Source organism: Psychrobacter sp. I-STPA6b, from assembly GCF_020662265.1.
Lineage (GTDB): Bacteria > Pseudomonadota > Gammaproteobacteria > Pseudomonadales > Moraxellaceae > Psychrobacter.
In genome coordinates this window covers 1-15955 of sequence record NZ_VEWM01000017.1, presented here as the reverse complement: position 1 = coordinate 15955, position 15955 = coordinate 1, and the positions used below count along the sequence as shown (strand labels likewise).

Here is a 15955-nt window from a genome sequence, read left to right as displayed (position 1 = left end):
ATTTATTAAATAATAGCACTCAATATCCATTTCAGTTTGGATAAGAAACTTACCAATATTGTGATATACAAACAAGCATTTAACAAAATTTTGTGGTTGCCTACAATGAACCAACAATCTGTAGCGCCTGTACTGTCAAATGCCAAAATTCACGATGAGTACGCTGGTTTACTATCTGTGATTCAATCCAATTATTATAAACCAACTGATGCAGAATCCAGCTTAACTCTGCTGGGCTAACTTGGCAACGAGAGACTGCATGTGCATTTGGTACAACACCTTTAACAATCTCGCCAGCATTTTCTGCTACCAAATCATTTAAACCCCGTAATAATGCATCACTCGAAAATGACTGCCCCAATCCAGACAAAACTTTTAATATCTGTCTCCAAGTAACCTGTTCCGTTAAAAAGACTTCCTGTAGATTGCCTTCCTGATAGGCATGCGCCCGATAACTGAGTGAAAAACAGTCATCCAACCCATTGATAAAGTAAGTATCTTCTTGCTCTAAATGCATAAACGTTGACCGTACTTTACCCGAGGCCATGGAAGACATCATAGAAGAAGCACCAACAGAAGAACGGGAAGAGCTTCCTGAGAGTTGACGTGAGATAGCTGATGGGTTCAGTGGTGTATTAGATAAAGACACATCTGACTTATCTGTCTGCTTTCTTAACTCTGGCTTAGTACGTGCATCAAGGTTTTGCTCAAGTACAGGCATTGCCATCGGATTAAGAGTACTGGCTTTGCTCCAGCTTGGTTTACTAAGACCGCTAGAAAACTGCTCATAACCTTCTGCCAGCTGTGGGGCAAACACTGTTTCATTATTATAATAATAAATATCTTGGCTATTTTGTGACTCAAGCAGACCTACAAAGTCTTGCCGTTGACGACTACTGTTTTCTACATCATCTGTTTTAATAAATATTAACAGCGGTTTTTGTTTTGACTTTGCAGTGAGATAACTTAAATGCAACTGACTCACACCAGAGGCATTGGTTTTACCATATCCATCTCCGACAACCATCACAACAAAGTCGCACGCTTCAATACAACGGCGACTATAGTTCATAGTCTCAACAGACACTGTTGCTAAATCTTGAGTCATAAATGCCACAGTCTCAAAAAATAGAGCCATCTGACTACTGACTATTGGTTGCTCATCAACAACCATAATTGTATGAACATGATAACGCATAGTTACTTTACTCACCTCAATATCATGTAGGAATAACCAACAAATCTAGATAATCCTGCTAACTTTGCAAGAACCTACATCCAGCTTATCTTATTATCACCCTCAAAAAACCTGCAACATGCCAAAATTAACCAACTTTAGATATGCTACTACTCTATACTTTTCTCAGTACTCAGTAGTTTCTCTACCAGCATCAATAAGCGCGCATCCAATTTAGATGCAAAAAACTGTAAATAGGGCGTCTCAGATACCACCACTGCTGATATACTCTCACCTGCTCCCTGTAATGACTCATTGGCAACCAATGCAAAACTATTTGTATCAAGATTAAAAGCCACATTATTTTTAGTATCTGAGGCCTGCACCTGTAATAAACCTGCTTGTTGCAATAAATCATATGCACGCATAGCAATTGCTCGACCAGAATCAACAACAGACATGGTATATTGACGCTTTTGAATCTGTGCCAATAGAAACTCTCGAAAAAATGGATAATGAGTACATCCCAGTACAATTTGGTCCACACCAGAGGCATTAAACTTATCCAACATTTCTACTAAATCTAGTGCTGTCTGATCTGTCAAAGGCATACCAGACTCGACCCATGGAACCAAATTTGGGTCATACCACTTTGTTACTTGCACATTATGCACAGATGCAACTTGCGCAATCACTCGACTCAACAGCTCTCCTGAAAGTGTCGCCTGCGTTGCCAATACTGCCACATGTTTGGTTTGACTTGCCAATACAGCTGGCTTAAGCGCAGGTACTAAACCCACGATTGGAACATCAGGATATTGCTCTCGCATCATATGTAACGCATACGCAGACGCACTATTACAAGCAATAATAATAATTTTACATCCTGCCTGTACCAACCATGATACCGCCTCTTGAGTAAATTGTTGAATCTCTGTACTACTGCGACTACCATATGGCACATTTTTAGTATCAGCATAATACAGATATCTTTCATTGGGCATCATAACACGTAAGTGCTGATACACAGATAATCCACCAACACCAGAATCAAACAAACCAATCGGTGATGATACATTCATAACTGGTCGTAAAGAAGTTGTATTTTGAGGCATGATAACGAATCAAGATAAAAAAATACCTGTATAAGCAGTGGATAAGCTAGCAACAATCCCACTTCATACAAAACGTAAACAACATCATACCAGAGAGTTTCCTAGTTATATAGTCAGTATAGCGTACAGTAATCTAAAAACCGACCACTGACCATATCTAAAGACAGTCCACCAAACCTATCGCCAAAATAACTTTCACAATTGCCCATAAAATAAAAAATGCTTACCAGTAGTAGCACTGATAAGCATCTTATTTAGCTTAACTTATTATCAGTATCAAGCATATATTTAGTGGTCAACAGCACCACCAGCACCTCTAGGATAACGGACACTTTCTACCAAAGCTTGAATCTCAGCAGGTGGTGCTTTAGTCACTGAAGATACTGCAAATGCAACAACAAAGTTAATCATTGCACCGACCGCACCAAAAGATAATGGTGAGATACCTAAGAACCAATGCTCTGCTGTATCAGGTAAATTCGCTGTACCAGAAATAAAGAACCAGCCTTTATAAACAAAGATATAAACCAAGGTAATAATCAATCCAGACAACATACCTGCAACAGCACCATAGTTATTGATACGTTTTGAGAAAATCCCCATCATCAATGCTGGGAACAAAGATGCACCAGCAATACCAAAGGCCAATGCCACGACCTGTGCGGCAAATCCTGGAGGATTTAATCCCAAATAAGTTGCAACCACAATCGCTACACCCATTGAGATTCGTGCTGCACGTAGCTCACCTTTATCACTAATATTAGGATTAATATATCCCTTGATCAAATCGTGACTGACCGCTGAAGAAATTGCCAACAATAGACCTGCTGCGGTAGACAGAGCTGCTGCTAAACCACCAGCAGCAATCAAACCGATAACCCAAGGTGGTAAATTTGCAATCTCTGGATTTGCTAATACTAAAATATCATTATTAACTTCCAGCTCATTGCCTTTCCAGCCACGTTGCTCAAACTTACCATCCATAACACTGCTATGTTCTGCACGTGCTGCTTCTACAGCCGCTTGAGCAGCAGCAACGTCACCACCTTGCTCCTGAGCCTCTTTTAATGCAAGCTCAGCTTTACCTAAACCATTATCAAAATACCTTTCGATACGACCATCATTATTCCAGTCATTAAACTCAATTAGACCAGTCTCTTCCCATGTTTTCATCCACTCAGGACGCTCTTCATAACGAAGAGGCTCAGCATTGACACCTTGAGGATAAATAGTATGTAACAAGTTCAAACGAGCCATTGAACCGACTGCTGGTGCAGTAAAGTAAAGCAAAGCAATAAATACCAATGCCCAACCTGCTGACCAACGGGCATCAGCAACCTTAGGTACTGTGAAAAAACGAATAATCACATGAGGCAAACCTGCTGTACCAATCATCAATGATAAGGTAAATAACACCATATTTAATTTGTTAGGTACATCAGCTGTGTAAGCCTGAAAGCCCAAATCTGTCACCACCTGATTTAATGTGGTCAACAAATACTCACCAGACTTCGCATCATGTGAAAACATACCGAATGCAGGTATTGGATTATTTGTTAATTTCAATGAAATAAAGACTGCAGGTACAGTATATGCAATAATCAAAACCACATACTGAGCAACCTGAGTATAAGTAATACCTTTCATACCACCCAATACAGCATAAAAGAAAACCACAAATGCTGCAATGATAAGACCCGTTGTATTATCCACTTCTAAAAAGCGAGAAAACGCTACTCCAGCACCTGTCATCTGTCCAATCACATATGTTGTTGAAGCAATAATCAAACATGCCACAGCAACCAGTGCCGCCGTTTTTGAATAGAAACGATCACCGATAAAATCAGGTACAGTAAATTTACCAAACTTACGTAAATAAGGTGCTAATAACATGGCCAGTAATACATAACCACCAGTCCACCCCATCAAATAAGAAGACGCACCATAACCACCCATGGCTAATAAACCAGCCATTGAAATAAATGATGCCGCACTCATCCAGTCTGCACCCGTTGCCATACCATTTAGCACTGGATGCACACCACCACCGGCAACGTAAAACTCACTGGTTGAACCTGCTCGCGCCCAAATCGCAATACCAAAGTACAACGCAAACGACAAGCCAACAAAAATAATATTAATAACAAACTGGCTCATAGTTTACTCCTCATCTAGACCATATTTTTTATCCAACTTGTTCATCCGCCAAGCATAGAAAAAAATCAGCACAATAAATGTTGCAATTGACCCTTGTTGAGCGAACCAAAAGCCCAAATCAGTCCCGCCGATAGAAATACCAGCAAGTAAAGGACGTAATAAAATACCACAGCCATACGAGCAGAATGCCCATATGAATAGGCAGAAAAGAATTAAACGGACATTGGCTTTCCAATAGCCTGCTTCAGCTTTATGGGAATCCATATGACAACTCCTTCTGTCAGATAAAAAAATAACCGTGTGTACACATGCCACACGAGGGAGGAATAACGCCTACACTACAGGCGTGCTAAATACATAAAACTTGCATCACGAGGCAATCGTGATAAAGAAAAAAAACGGTCACTAAAGTAAGAGGAGTGTTGCAAAGACTTGCAATGAGGTAATACTTGAGGTGCAAAAACAAACATGAACATTCCTTTGAATATTTAATAACCTCATCTTCCTGATAAGGTAACTTTCAAATTGATATGGTATATATAACAGCACTAAAACTCTTAAATACCAGCAATTTTTTAATATCTTCTAACACTTAACACAATTTACATAAGTATACACAAAGTAGTAATAGTTGAAACATACTCTTTGCTTACTACTAATCTTATAACACAAAAAAAGAATATAAAAGCTATATTTTGCGTTTTTTGATAATTTTATGTCTCATTTTAGCCAAATTGACAATAAGTGTTCAAAAAATCATCTATTTCCAACAACCTTTCGCCTACTTAATAAACTTATCACTTCATCAACGACATAAAACTAAGAGACAAATAATAGATCCAACTCAAATACCTCTAGCCATATGAGGACTGTTGAGGCTATAAGTTAATGTTATTTCGAAAAAAGTACATACAATAGCCAGATAATGACTTATCAATAAATAAAGAATAGACCCTAAAAAAACCGCACTTTAAATATAAAGTACGGTTTTACATATCTCAACAGACTTTAAAACTTACTAAGATAGCGTATCTTATCCAACTACATATTTGGGTAGTTAGGACCACCACCACCTTCTGGCGTCACCCAAGTGATATTTTGTGATGGGTCTTTAATATCACAAGTCTTACAATGCACACAGTTTTGTGAATTAATCACAAACTTAGCACCACCATCATCATTGTGAACCACCTCATATACACCTGCTGGGCAGTATAAGCGCGCTGGTTCAGCATAAATAGGTAGATTAATATCAATCGGTACTGTTGGGTCAGTCAGCTTTAAATGACATGGCTGATCTTCTGCATGATTGGTATTTGAAATAAATACTGAAGAGAGCTTATCAAATGTTAACTTACCATCTGGCTTAGGATAATCAGGCTTATACGCATGCGCTGAGCGCTCTAACTGCTCATAATCTGGACACGTATCATGGATAGTTAGTGGCATTTTCCCACCAAACAAATTATGCTCTAAAAAGTTAAAGCCACCACCCATCAATAGACCCATGCGGTGTATCGCTGACGAGAAGTTGCGTGCCTCATAGTTATCTTCATAAAGCCAAGACTGCTTATATAATGTCTCATAAGCAACCAGCTCATCATGCTGTCTACCAGCCTGAATTGCCTCAAACACCGCCTCAGCAGCAAGCATACCTGACTTCATAGAAGTATGTGTACCCTTAATTTTCGCAGGGTTCAAAAAGCCAGCATCATCACCAACTAATACCCCACCAGGGAAGATAAACTTAGGTAACGAGTTCAAACCACCTTTGACTAACGCCCTAGCACCATAAGAGATACGCTTACCACCCTCTAAGAAATTACGAATAACAGGATGCAACTTCAAGCGTTGCATCTCATCAAAAGGTGATAGATAAGGATTATGATAAGACAAGTCAACAACCAAACCAAAACTTACCTGATTATTCTCATCGTGGTACAGCCACCAACCACCTGTTGAACCAGTATCCGTCAACGGCCAGCCCAAACCATGAATAACTGTACCTGCTTCATGCTTCTCAGGATCAATCTCCCACAGCTCTTTCAAACCAATAGCATAGTGCTGCGGGTCAGAATCTTTATCCAAATTAAAGCGACTGATTAAACGCTTGCCTAAATGCCCACGGCATCCTTCTGCAAAAATAGTATATTTTGCAAGTAGCTCATAACCTGGCTCAAAACTTGGCTTCTCTGAGCCATCAGCAGCAACGCCCATATCACCAGTTAAAATACCACGGACAGAGCCATCATCATTATAAAGGATATCAGAAGCAGGGAAGCCCGGGAACATCATCACTTCCAGTTCCTCTGCCTGCTCTGCTAGCCAACGCACCACATTACCCAATGACACCACATAATTACCATCATTATGCAATGGTGCTGGAATTAAGCTATCCATTACTTGAAAGGACTTCTTCTCTGACGTCAAAAAGTAAAACTCATCTTTTTTCACATCAACCGTAACAGGTGCGCCTTTTTCCTTCCAATCAGGAATCAGCTCATTCAAAGCTCTTGGCTCAATTACCGCACCAGATAAGGTATGCGCCCCAAACTCTGACCCTTTTTCAACCACACATACCATAAACTCTTCTTGACCAGCCTCAAGAGCCATCTGACGTAAGCGAATGGCAGCAGACAACCCTGCAGGACCACCACCAACAATGATGACATCAAACTCCATAGACTCACGTTCTATCTCTGGCTCAGCTTCTACTACTGGTTGTGTCTCAACCTCTACAGTTGCATCTGTTGTTGCTACTTCAGTAACTGGTGTATCTGTTACTTGACTTGGGGTTTCCTGCTCGTGCATAAAGACTCCTAAACTCTTGGTGGCTTATATTTTTGCTGCCAATATCAATCTTTGCAATGTCTCATGTGGTCTTGGCTATTACTAAAACTTACTCTCACAATATTGTAACGCATTAACGCAATACAAAATTTCAACCACTCTTCCCAGTATATTTGCTAACTTTTTAGTAAATAAATCAACATCGACACCCTAGTTGAAGTAGGATGAAACATATATTCCACAACTAGACTAAATGTTAATGATTATCAATATATTACTAAAAGTTTTCATCAGCACTCATTGAAAAAAATATGTGGCATTATAAAAGAAAAGCACACGAAACACGATACGATTTTACCATCAGAAATGGTAAAGTGAGCATTAAAGTAGTACCAGAACAGTTCACACAAAATGGCACACGCTCAATAAATATTGCTCAGAAAGGTAATTCTGAATAAATAATCAATGAATAACCCTAATTCTATCATCAGTGTTGTGCTGGCTAATAACCGCATATAAGGATACGTTTTATGAAAAAAGACATAGAAAAAAATAAAAATAATACTATAAATAACAATGAGTTAAACAATATAGACTCTCTAAGTGCTTATATTAAAGAACATATGAGTACACGTAAAGAGAGAGCCATTCCACCATTAGCAGACTGGCATCCAGAAAATATAGAAGAAATGGACTTAGTCATTAAAGCCAATGGTGAATGGTGGCATGAAGGCACAAAAATGACTAGACAGTCACTCATTAACTTATTTGCCACTATCCTATGGAAAGAAGAAGTCAATAACGAAGCACAGTTTTTTCTTAAAACACCTGTGCAAAAAATGCAGATTCATGTTGAAGATGTACCGTTTTTTATCACAGATATCAATCTTATCAATAAAGATAAACAGCAATGGATTGAGTTTTTAACCAGTACAGGTGACATCGTATACTTAGATGATGAACATCAAATTACCATGCGTCCATATCAAAATGAGCTACGACCTTACATTCCTGTCCGTTTTGGTATGTATGCTTTAATTACTCGCAATGTTTATATGCACCTTATACAAATTGGTACTCTCACCGAAAATGGACAACACACAACCTTAACCCTAAATAGTGCAGGTAAACATTACGCTATTACTGTCAATAATGACTGAATCTAACTGCCATCAAAGCAATAAAAACTGATTTTGCGATAGAATGTTTTCCCCATCATAACTTTATATGCTAAGCTTACCCTCTCAAATAAAAGGGATTTTTTAATGATTTATGAGTTTATCGCCACAATTACAGCGGGATTTGGCTTAGCAGGCATCGCACTTATCATTCGGCATCTTAGTAGCTTAGCAGGTAAACCCGCCCCAAAATGGCTTATACCTGTATTTGCAGCAATAGGTATACTAGGATTTCAAATCTACCAAGAATACAACTGGTATCAGCAACAGTACCAAAACTTACCTGAACAATTACAAGTCGTCAAAACCATCGAAAACTCCGTATGGTTCCGCCCATGGAGCTATATCAAACCGCAAATTGTACGTTTTATAGCAATTGATAAAAACAGCATCGCTGTCCATCAAGACAATCATGACTTACGCAAAGTTGATATCTATCTGTTTGAAAGACGTATGAGTACCAAAGTTATTCCGCAAATTATTGACTGTAGCCCATCGGCTATCAAACAAAATGTAGAAGCTCAACAATTCAGTCCTAAACTAATACAAGAAGTATGTCAGCCTAAAATATAACAAACATCAAGCTCTATATAGGCTTTAAAGTTGCCCCTTGCATATCCATATCACGATACAATAATGAAGAAGACTGATAGGGAACCAATCCAGAAGGAACAACCTGTCGAGCAGCATTGATATGTTTAATTGAATCATCAAAGAAGATATGCGGTGCAAAAGTTTGTAACACAGATGTTTTCTCTAATCCACCCAAAAAGAAAGCCAAATCTACATTGACTCCCCACTCTCGTAATGTCTTAATTGCCCGCAAATCTGCTGGTGCATTGCGAGCCGTTACCAAAGCAATGCAAATAGGCTTATCATTTAAATGTGTTGGTAAGCGTCGTTGTAGATTAGACAACTTAATTAATAAATCAGCATAAGGACCTTTTTCAATGGGCATATCAGCCATCGCCGCTTCTCTATCATGAAAAGCCTTTAATCCTTTTTGCTTATATAATAACTCTCCAGAATCATCAAACAATACTGCATCACCATCAAATGCAATTCGTAACTGATCAGTATCCAATTCATATGTATTGACAGGGGTTGCATCTAAAATAGCACAAGCACATACACCAGCATCTGTCACTTGCTGTGCATCCTCTCGATTTGTGGTTAAAAATAAATCGACATTAAAATTTGCAATATAATCTGCCACGCCCTCACCAGAGATAAATGCTGAACGTGTAATATCTAAACCATAATGGCGAATAGAGTTTAGTACCTGAATACCAATATCTGGTGTACTTTTTGATACAATCACGACCTCTACCAATGGTGATTGATAATTATAAGTTTGTAGCTTATCTGCACTTTTTTGGCAACCATGTTCTATACAATAATTTAAATTTAATAATGCCTTAATAAGAGGATAACCTGCCCCTTTACTTAAAACTTCATCTTCTCTTTCTTTCATATAACGACGGAATAAATCTAAAGCATTTGCTTCATCATCAGAGACTAAAGATTGTAAATACTGCTCAGACTCTCTTAAATCAAAAAGAGCCGTTGCAGAGATAGCCACAATTAAAGTATTTGAAAAATCTACTGCCATTATTTACTCTCTTAAATAGACCGTCATAAAATACATACCAGTACTTAACTTCCACTGATTAAAACTATCATAGCATCTATATCATTAAAATCTACTGTATCATTAGGTACTAACTTAAATAGAGAAATCAAAATAGCTGTTACACTGAGAAAGGCAAATAAGGATAAACGAAGAGCGATGAATAAAGAAGTATTGTAAGAAATCTCAAGATATAGGCAATAAAAAGCCCCCATTAACGAATGTTAAAGGGGGCTTTAGGTATAGGGAGCTGACGATGACCTACTCTCACATGGGCGAACCACACTACCATTGGCGCTAAGATGTTTCACTTCTGAGTTCGGGAAGGGATCAGGTGGTTCCATCTTGCTATTGTCGTCAGCAAAGGGGGTTAGATATGAGTCTAAAGTGTTAAATATATTAAGCTAAATCAAGCTAAGTAAAATCGGATGATATAAAATCGTTATCAAGACTTGTTTATACAAAACCAATTGGGTGTTGTATGGTCAAGCCAAACGAGCAATTAGTACAGGTTAGCTACACGTATCACTACGCTTCCACACCCTGCCTATCAACGTCCTAGTCTTGAACGGCTCTTAGGGGAAATCTAATCTTGAGGTGGGCTTCCCGCTTAGATGCTTTCAGCGGTTATCCCATCCGAACGTAGCTACCGGGCAATGCCATTGGCATGACAACCCGAACACCAGCGGTTCGTCCACTCTGGTCCTCTCGTACTAGGAGCAGATCCTCTCAAATTTCCAACGCCCACGGTAGATAGGGACCGAACTGTCTCACGACGTTCTAAACCCAGCTCGCGTACCTCTTTAAATGGCGAACAGCCATACCCTTGGGACCTGCTTCAGCCCCAGGATGAGATGAGCCGACATCGAGGTGCCAAACACCGCCGTCGATATGAACTCTTGGGCGGTATCAGCCTGTTATCCCCAGAGTACCTTTTATCCGTTGAGCGATGGCCCTTCCATACAGAACCACCGGATCACTAAGACCTACTTTCGTACCTGCTCGACTTGTGGGTCTCGCAGTTAAGCGCGCTTCTGCCTTTATACTCTTTGAACGATTTCCGACCGTTCTGAGCGCACCTTCGTACTCCTCCGTTACTCTTTAGGAGGAGACCGCCCCAGTCAAACTACCCACCATACATTGTCCTCGATACTGTTATATCTGAGTTAGAACCCCAACATGACCAGGGTGGTATTTCAAGGATGGCTCCACAAATACTGGCGTATCTGCTTCAAAGCCTCCCACCTATCCTGCACAAGTCAGGTCAAAGTTCAATGTAAAGCTGTAGTAAAGGTTCACGGGGTCTTTCCGTCTAGCCGCGGGTACACAGCATCTTCACTGCGATTTCGATTTCACTGAGCCTCTGCTGGAGACAGCGCTGCCATCATTATGCCATTCGTGCAGGTCGGAACTTACCCGACAAGGAATTTCGCTACCTTAGGACCGTTATAGTTACGGCCGCCGTTTACTGGGGCTTCGATCAAGACCTTCGCTTACGCTAAGCCCATCAATTAACCTTCCAGCACCGGGCAGGCATCACACCCTATACGTCCACTTTCGTGTTTGCAGAGTGCTGTGTTTTTAATAAACAGTTGCAGCAGCCTGGTATCTGCGACTGTCAATAGCTTACAGAGCAAGTCCTTCACCATCGACAGCGTACCTTCTCCCGAAGTTACGGTACCATTTTGCCTAGTTCCTTCAGCAGAGTTCTCTCAAGCGCCTTGGTATTCTCTACCTGACCACCTGTGTCGGTTTCGGGTACGATTCGTTTATGACTATCGCTTAGAAGCTTTTCCTGGAAGCATGGTATTTGCCACTTCGCTGTACATGTACAGCTTGCTATCAGATCTCAGTATTAAGTGACCGGATTTGCCTAATCACTCTACCTACATCCTTCCACCTGGATAACCATCACCAGGCTGGCATAACCTTCTCCGTCCCTCCATCGCATCATAAACAAGTATTGGAATATTAACCAATTTCCCATCGACTACGCCTTTCGGCCTCGCCTTAGGGGTCGACTCACCCAGCCCCGATTAACGTTGGACTGGAACCCTTGGTCTTCCGGCGTGCGAGCTTTTCACTCGCATTATCGTTACTCACGTCAGCATTCGCTCTTGTGATACCTCCAGCATGCCTTACAACACACCTTCACAGGCTTACACAACGCTCCCCTACCACTTGAAACAATTTTCAAATCCGCAGCTTCGGCTCCTAGTTTGAGCCCCGTTACATCTTCCGCGCGGGCCGACTCGACTAGTGAGCTATTACGCTTTCTTTAAAGGGTGGCTGCTTCTAAGCCAACCTCCTAGCTGTCTATGCCTTCCCACTTCGTTTCCCACTTAACTAGGAATTTGGGGCCTTAGCTGGCGGTCTGGGTTGTTTCCCTCTCCACGACGGACGTTAGCACCCGCCGTGTGTCTCCCGGATATCACTCATCGGTATTCGGAGTTTGCATCGGTTTGGTAAGTCGGTATGACCCCCTAGCCGAAACAGTGCTCTACCCCCAATGGTGTTCGTCCGAGGCGCTACCTAAATAGCTTTCGGGGAGAACCAGCTATCACCGAGTTTGATTAGCCTTTCACCCCTATCCACAAGTCATCCCCTGGCTTTTCAACGACAGTGGGTTCGGTCCTCCGATGCCTGTTACGGCACTTTCAACCTGCTCATGGATAGATCACTCGGTTTCGGGTCTATACCCTGCAACTAGACGCCCTATTAAGACTCGGTTTCCCTACGGCTCCCCTATTCGGTTAACCTCGCTACAGAATATAAGTCGCTGACCCATTATACAAAAGGTACGCGGTCACGGAACAAGTCCGCTCCCACTGCTTGTACGCACACGGTTTCAGGTTCTATTTCACTCCCCTCACAGGGGTTCTTTTCGCCTTTCCCTCACGGTACTGGTTCACTATCGGTCAGTCAGGAGTATTTAGCCTTGGAGGATGGTCCCCCCATCTTCATACAGGATTTCTCGTGTCCCGCACTACTTAATATGCTTCTTCTAATGTTTCGAATACGGGACTATCACCCACTATGGTCAGCTTTCCCACACTGTTCTTCTACATTAGAGTCCGTCGGCTCCTCCCCGTTCGCTCGCCGCTACTAGGGGAATCTCATTTGATGTCTTTTCCTCGAGTTACTGAGATGTTTCACTTCACTCGGTTCGCTTCCTAATAAATTAGGATACCTAGCTTATGCTAGGTGGGTTTCCCCATTCAGAAATCTCCGGATCGCAGGATATTGCCACCTCCCCGAAGCTTATCGCAGGCTGTCACGTCTTTCTTCGCCTCTGACTGCCAAGGCATCCACCATGTGCGCTTCATTACTTGACCATACAACCCCAATTAGTCTTAGGATTCTATGTAGTAATGATAACGATATCACCTATGTTTACGCTTGATTCAGTTCTCTTTACTTTCGATAACCAACCCTTGGGATAACAACTGATGTCATTAAAGGTTGATTATCAGGTTAAATTATATATTGTGTATATATAACTTAACCCAGACTCATATCTATGTTTTTAAATAATCATAATGCCTTCGTCAGGTCATTATCATCTGTATAAAACAGAAGAAAATAATCTATATATAAAATTACTTTGTTCTGCTTTCGCTTCACTCTATATCATGGTGGAGCCAAGGAGAGTCGAACTCCTGACCTCCTGCGTGCAAGGCAGGCGCTCTACCAACTGAGCTATGGCCCCGTAGTTATTTGGTGGGTCTGATAAGACTTGAACTTATGACCCCCGCGTTATCAACACGGTGCTCTAACCAACTGAGCTACAGACCCCGAGCTTAGCTTAAACTAAAGAACAACTTGTTGTGAATTCTTGCTGACCGAATGTCGTTTTTAAGGAGGTGATCCAGCCGCAGGTTCCCCTACGGCTACCTTGTTACGACTTCACCCCAGTCATTGACCACACCGTGGTGATCGCCCTCCTAAGTTAGGCTAACCACTTCTGGTGCAATCAACTCCCATGGTGTGACGGGCGGTGTGTACAAGGCCCGGGAACGTATTCACCGCGGCATTCTGATCCGCGATTACTAGCGATTCCGACTTCATGGAGTCGAGTTGCAGACTCCAATCTGGACTACGATAGGCTTTTTGAGATTCGCATCACATCGCTGTGTAGCTGCCCTCTGTACCTACCATTGTAGCACGTGTGTAGCCCTGGTCGTAAGGGCCATGATGACTTGACGTCGTCCCCGCCTTCCTCCAGTTTGTCACTGGCAGTATCCTTAGAGTTCCCGGCCAAACCGCTGGTAACTAAGGAAAAGGGTTGCGCTCGTTGCGGGACTTAACCCAACATCTCACGACACGAGCTGACGACAGCCATGCAGCACCTGTATCACAATTCCCGAAGGCACTCCCGTATCTCTACAGGATTCTGTGTATGTCAAGACCAGGTAAGGTTCTTCGCGTTGCATCGAATTAAACCACATGCTCCACCGCTTGTGCGGGCCCCCGTCAATTCATTTGAGTTTTAACCTTGCGGCCGTACTCCCCAGGCGGTCTACTTATTGCGTTAGCTGCGTCACTAAGAGATCAAGTCCCCCAACGACTAGTAGACATCGTTTACGGCGTGGACTACCAGGGTATCTAATCCTGTTTGCTACCCACGCTTTCGAACCTCAGTGTCAGTATGATGCCAGGAAGCTGCCTTCGCCATCGGTATTCCTTCAGATCTCTACGCATTTCACCGCTACACCTGAAATTCTACTTCCCTCTCACCTACTCTAGCTAACCAGTATCAGATGCAGTTCCCAGGTTAAGCCCAGGGATTTCACATCTGACTTAATTAGCCACCTACGCTCGCTTTACGCCCAGTAATTCCGATTAACGCTTGCACCCTCTGTATTACCGCGGCTGCTGGCACAGAGTTAGCCGGTGCTTATTCTGCAGCTAATGTCATCGCTTATGGGTATTAACCATAAGGTCTTCTTCACTGCTTAAAGTGCTTTACAACCAAAAGGCCTTCTTCACACACGCGGCATGGCTGGATCAGGGTTCCCCCCATTGTCCAATATTCCCCACTGCTGCCTCCCGTAGGAGTCCGGACCGTGTCTCAGTTCCGGTGTGGCTGATCATCCTCTCAGACCAGCTACAGATCGTCGCCTTGGTAGGCCTTTACCCCACCAACTAGCTAATCTGACTTAGGCTCATCTAATAGCGAGAGCTACAAGTAGCCCCCTTTCTCCCGTAAGACGTATGCGGTATTAATTCGAGTTTCCCCGAGCTATCCCCCACTACTAGGCAGATTCCTAAGCATTACTCACCCGTCCGCCGCTAATCCAGTCTAGCAAGCTAGACCTTCATCGCTCGACTTGCATGTGTTAAGCCTGCCGCCAGCGTTCAATCTGAGCCATGATCAAACTCTTCAGTTTAATCTTCTTGGAATCTTTTAAGATGATTCCTAATCTTGGCTCATTCTTTAATCGTATAGTCTTTCGACTACTGGCATTTTATTGCTCATTCGTATGTTCGTAATGAATTAACTTTTGAGTTTTCTTGCCTTAAAGAATGATAATCTTTTTATAGTTAGTCTTTGACCAACTTTAATTCATTAACATTCTGTGTCAGCAAAAATCCACACAAGTTGTTCTTTAGTTTGCTTTTAAATAGTTGACATACAATGTCTTCCATTGTATGTTATATCTAAACTAAGATAGCCTTCAATTTGAAGTTACTCATATTTGAGTGTTTATCTTGCTTAGTGAGCCATCCAGTATATCATGTTTTTAATATCTGTCAAGCTTTTTTTCAATTCTTTTTTTCTTCGTTTCAATCTAAACCCTTCCATTCAACAATTAATCAATTGTTTCATTAAAGTGTTTAGCTCGTCCCGATGAGGTGCGTATTATACGCTAATCTCCCTCACTGTCAAGAAGTTTTTTATCTTTAT

At 41.7% G+C, this 15955-nt stretch carries 9 protein-coding genes, 2 tRNA genes and 3 rRNA genes; 2 read left to right on the top strand and 12 right to left on the bottom strand.

What is annotated here, in order from left to right; all coding sequences use genetic code 11:
- Positions 1-100: 100 nt before the first annotated feature.
- The 6 genes from FHK88_RS02515 to FHK88_RS02495 form a co-directional block, all read right to left on the bottom strand.
- Positions 101-1213: a DUF4062 domain-containing protein gene (locus tag FHK88_RS02515; protein ID WP_227429216.1), complete on the bottom strand. Its 1113-nt coding sequence runs from the start codon at positions 1211-1213 to the stop codon at positions 101-103.
- A gap of 134 nt (positions 1214-1347) precedes the next feature.
- Positions 1348-2292 carry a glutamate racemase gene (murI, locus tag FHK88_RS02510; protein WP_227429215.1) on the bottom strand — a complete coding sequence of 315 codons (945 nt, stop codon included), beginning with the start codon at positions 2290-2292 and terminating at the stop codon, positions 1348-1350.
- A 288-nt stretch (positions 2293-2580) separates the two neighbouring features.
- Entirely contained in the window at positions 2581-4449 is a 1869-nt protein-coding gene (locus FHK88_RS02505) for a sodium:solute symporter family protein (RefSeq protein WP_227429214.1), read from the bottom strand.
- Positions 4450-4452: 3 nt separating this feature from the next.
- On the bottom strand, positions 4453-4713 hold the full coding sequence (locus FHK88_RS02500; protein WP_227429213.1) for a DUF4212 domain-containing protein: 261 nt from the start codon (positions 4711-4713) through the stop codon (positions 4453-4455).
- Between the two features lie 74 nt (positions 4714-4787).
- On the bottom strand, positions 4788-4919 hold the full coding sequence (locus tag FHK88_RS14110) for a hypothetical protein (protein WP_264480582.1): 132 nt from the start codon (positions 4917-4919) through the stop codon (positions 4788-4790).
- Between the two features lie 571 nt (positions 4920-5490).
- A complete protein-coding gene (locus tag FHK88_RS02495; protein WP_227429280.1) occupies positions 5491-7131 on the bottom strand; it encodes an electron transfer flavoprotein-ubiquinone oxidoreductase in 1641 nt (546 codons plus the stop codon).
- A 638-nt stretch (positions 7132-7769) separates the two neighbouring features.
- On the opposite strand from FHK88_RS02495, the gene FHK88_RS02490 reads away from it, so the two are divergent.
- A complete protein-coding gene (locus FHK88_RS02490; RefSeq protein ID WP_227429212.1) occupies positions 7770-8399 on the top strand; it encodes a DUF1285 domain-containing protein in 630 nt (209 codons plus the stop codon).
- Positions 8400-8504: 105 nt separating this feature from the next.
- Positions 8505-8990, top strand: a complete 486-nt coding sequence (locus tag FHK88_RS02485; RefSeq protein WP_227429211.1) for a hypothetical protein — start codon at positions 8505-8507, stop codon at positions 8988-8990.
- A 13-nt stretch (positions 8991-9003) separates the two neighbouring features.
- On the opposite strand, the gene FHK88_RS02480 is transcribed toward FHK88_RS02485, so the two are convergent.
- From FHK88_RS02480 to FHK88_RS02455, 6 genes are all read right to left on the bottom strand, one after another.
- Positions 9004-10029 carry a 5'-nucleotidase gene (locus FHK88_RS02480; protein WP_227429210.1) on the bottom strand — a complete coding sequence of 342 codons (1026 nt, stop codon included), beginning with the start codon at positions 10027-10029 and terminating at the stop codon, positions 9004-9006.
- Positions 10030-10295: 266 nt separating this feature from the next.
- Positions 10296-10409, bottom strand: a 5S ribosomal RNA gene (rrf, locus tag FHK88_RS02475).
- 119 nt (positions 10410-10528) lie between these two features.
- Positions 10529-13382 (bottom strand): 23S ribosomal RNA (locus FHK88_RS02470).
- 298 nt (positions 13383-13680) lie between these two features.
- A tRNA-Ala gene (locus FHK88_RS02465) sits at positions 13681-13756 on the bottom strand.
- A gap of 9 nt (positions 13757-13765) precedes the next feature.
- Positions 13766-13842: transfer RNA gene (locus FHK88_RS02460), tRNA-Ile, on the bottom strand.
- Between the two features lie 61 nt (positions 13843-13903).
- Positions 13904-15437, bottom strand: a 16S ribosomal RNA gene (locus FHK88_RS02455).
- The 16S, 23S and 5S rRNA genes sit together here with 2 tRNA genes alongside, the layout of an rRNA operon.
- Positions 15438-15955 lie beyond the last annotated feature (518 nt).

Excerpts from the sequence above, each read along its gene's own strand:
- FHK88_RS02480 (WP_227429210.1), bottom strand. The coding sequence starts at position 10,029 with ATGGCAGTAGATTTTTCAAATACTTTAATTGTGGCTATCTCTGCAACG.
- FHK88_RS02490 (WP_227429212.1), top strand. The coding sequence starts at position 7,770 with ATGAAAAAAGACATAGAAAAAAATAAAAATAATACTATAAATAACAAT.
- FHK88_RS02485 (WP_227429211.1), top strand. The coding sequence starts at position 8,505 with ATGATTTATGAGTTTATCGCCACAATTACAGCGGGATTTGGCTTAGCA.
- FHK88_RS02505 (WP_227429214.1), bottom strand. The coding sequence starts at position 4,449 with ATGAGCCAGTTTGTTATTAATATTATTTTTGTTGGCTTGTCGTTTGCG.
- murI (WP_227429215.1), bottom strand. The coding sequence starts at position 2,292 with ATGCCTCAAAATACAACTTCTTTACGACCAGTTATGAATGTATCATCA.
- FHK88_RS14110 (WP_264480582.1), bottom strand. The coding sequence starts at position 4,919 with ATGTTTGTTTTTGCACCTCAAGTATTACCTCATTGCAAGTCTTTGCAA.
- FHK88_RS02495 (WP_227429280.1), bottom strand. The coding sequence starts at position 7,131 with ATGGAGTTTGATGTCATCATTGTTGGTGGTGGTCCTGCAGGGTTGTCT.
- FHK88_RS02500 (WP_227429213.1), bottom strand. The coding sequence starts at position 4,713 with ATGGATTCCCATAAAGCTGAAGCAGGCTATTGGAAAGCCAATGTCCGT.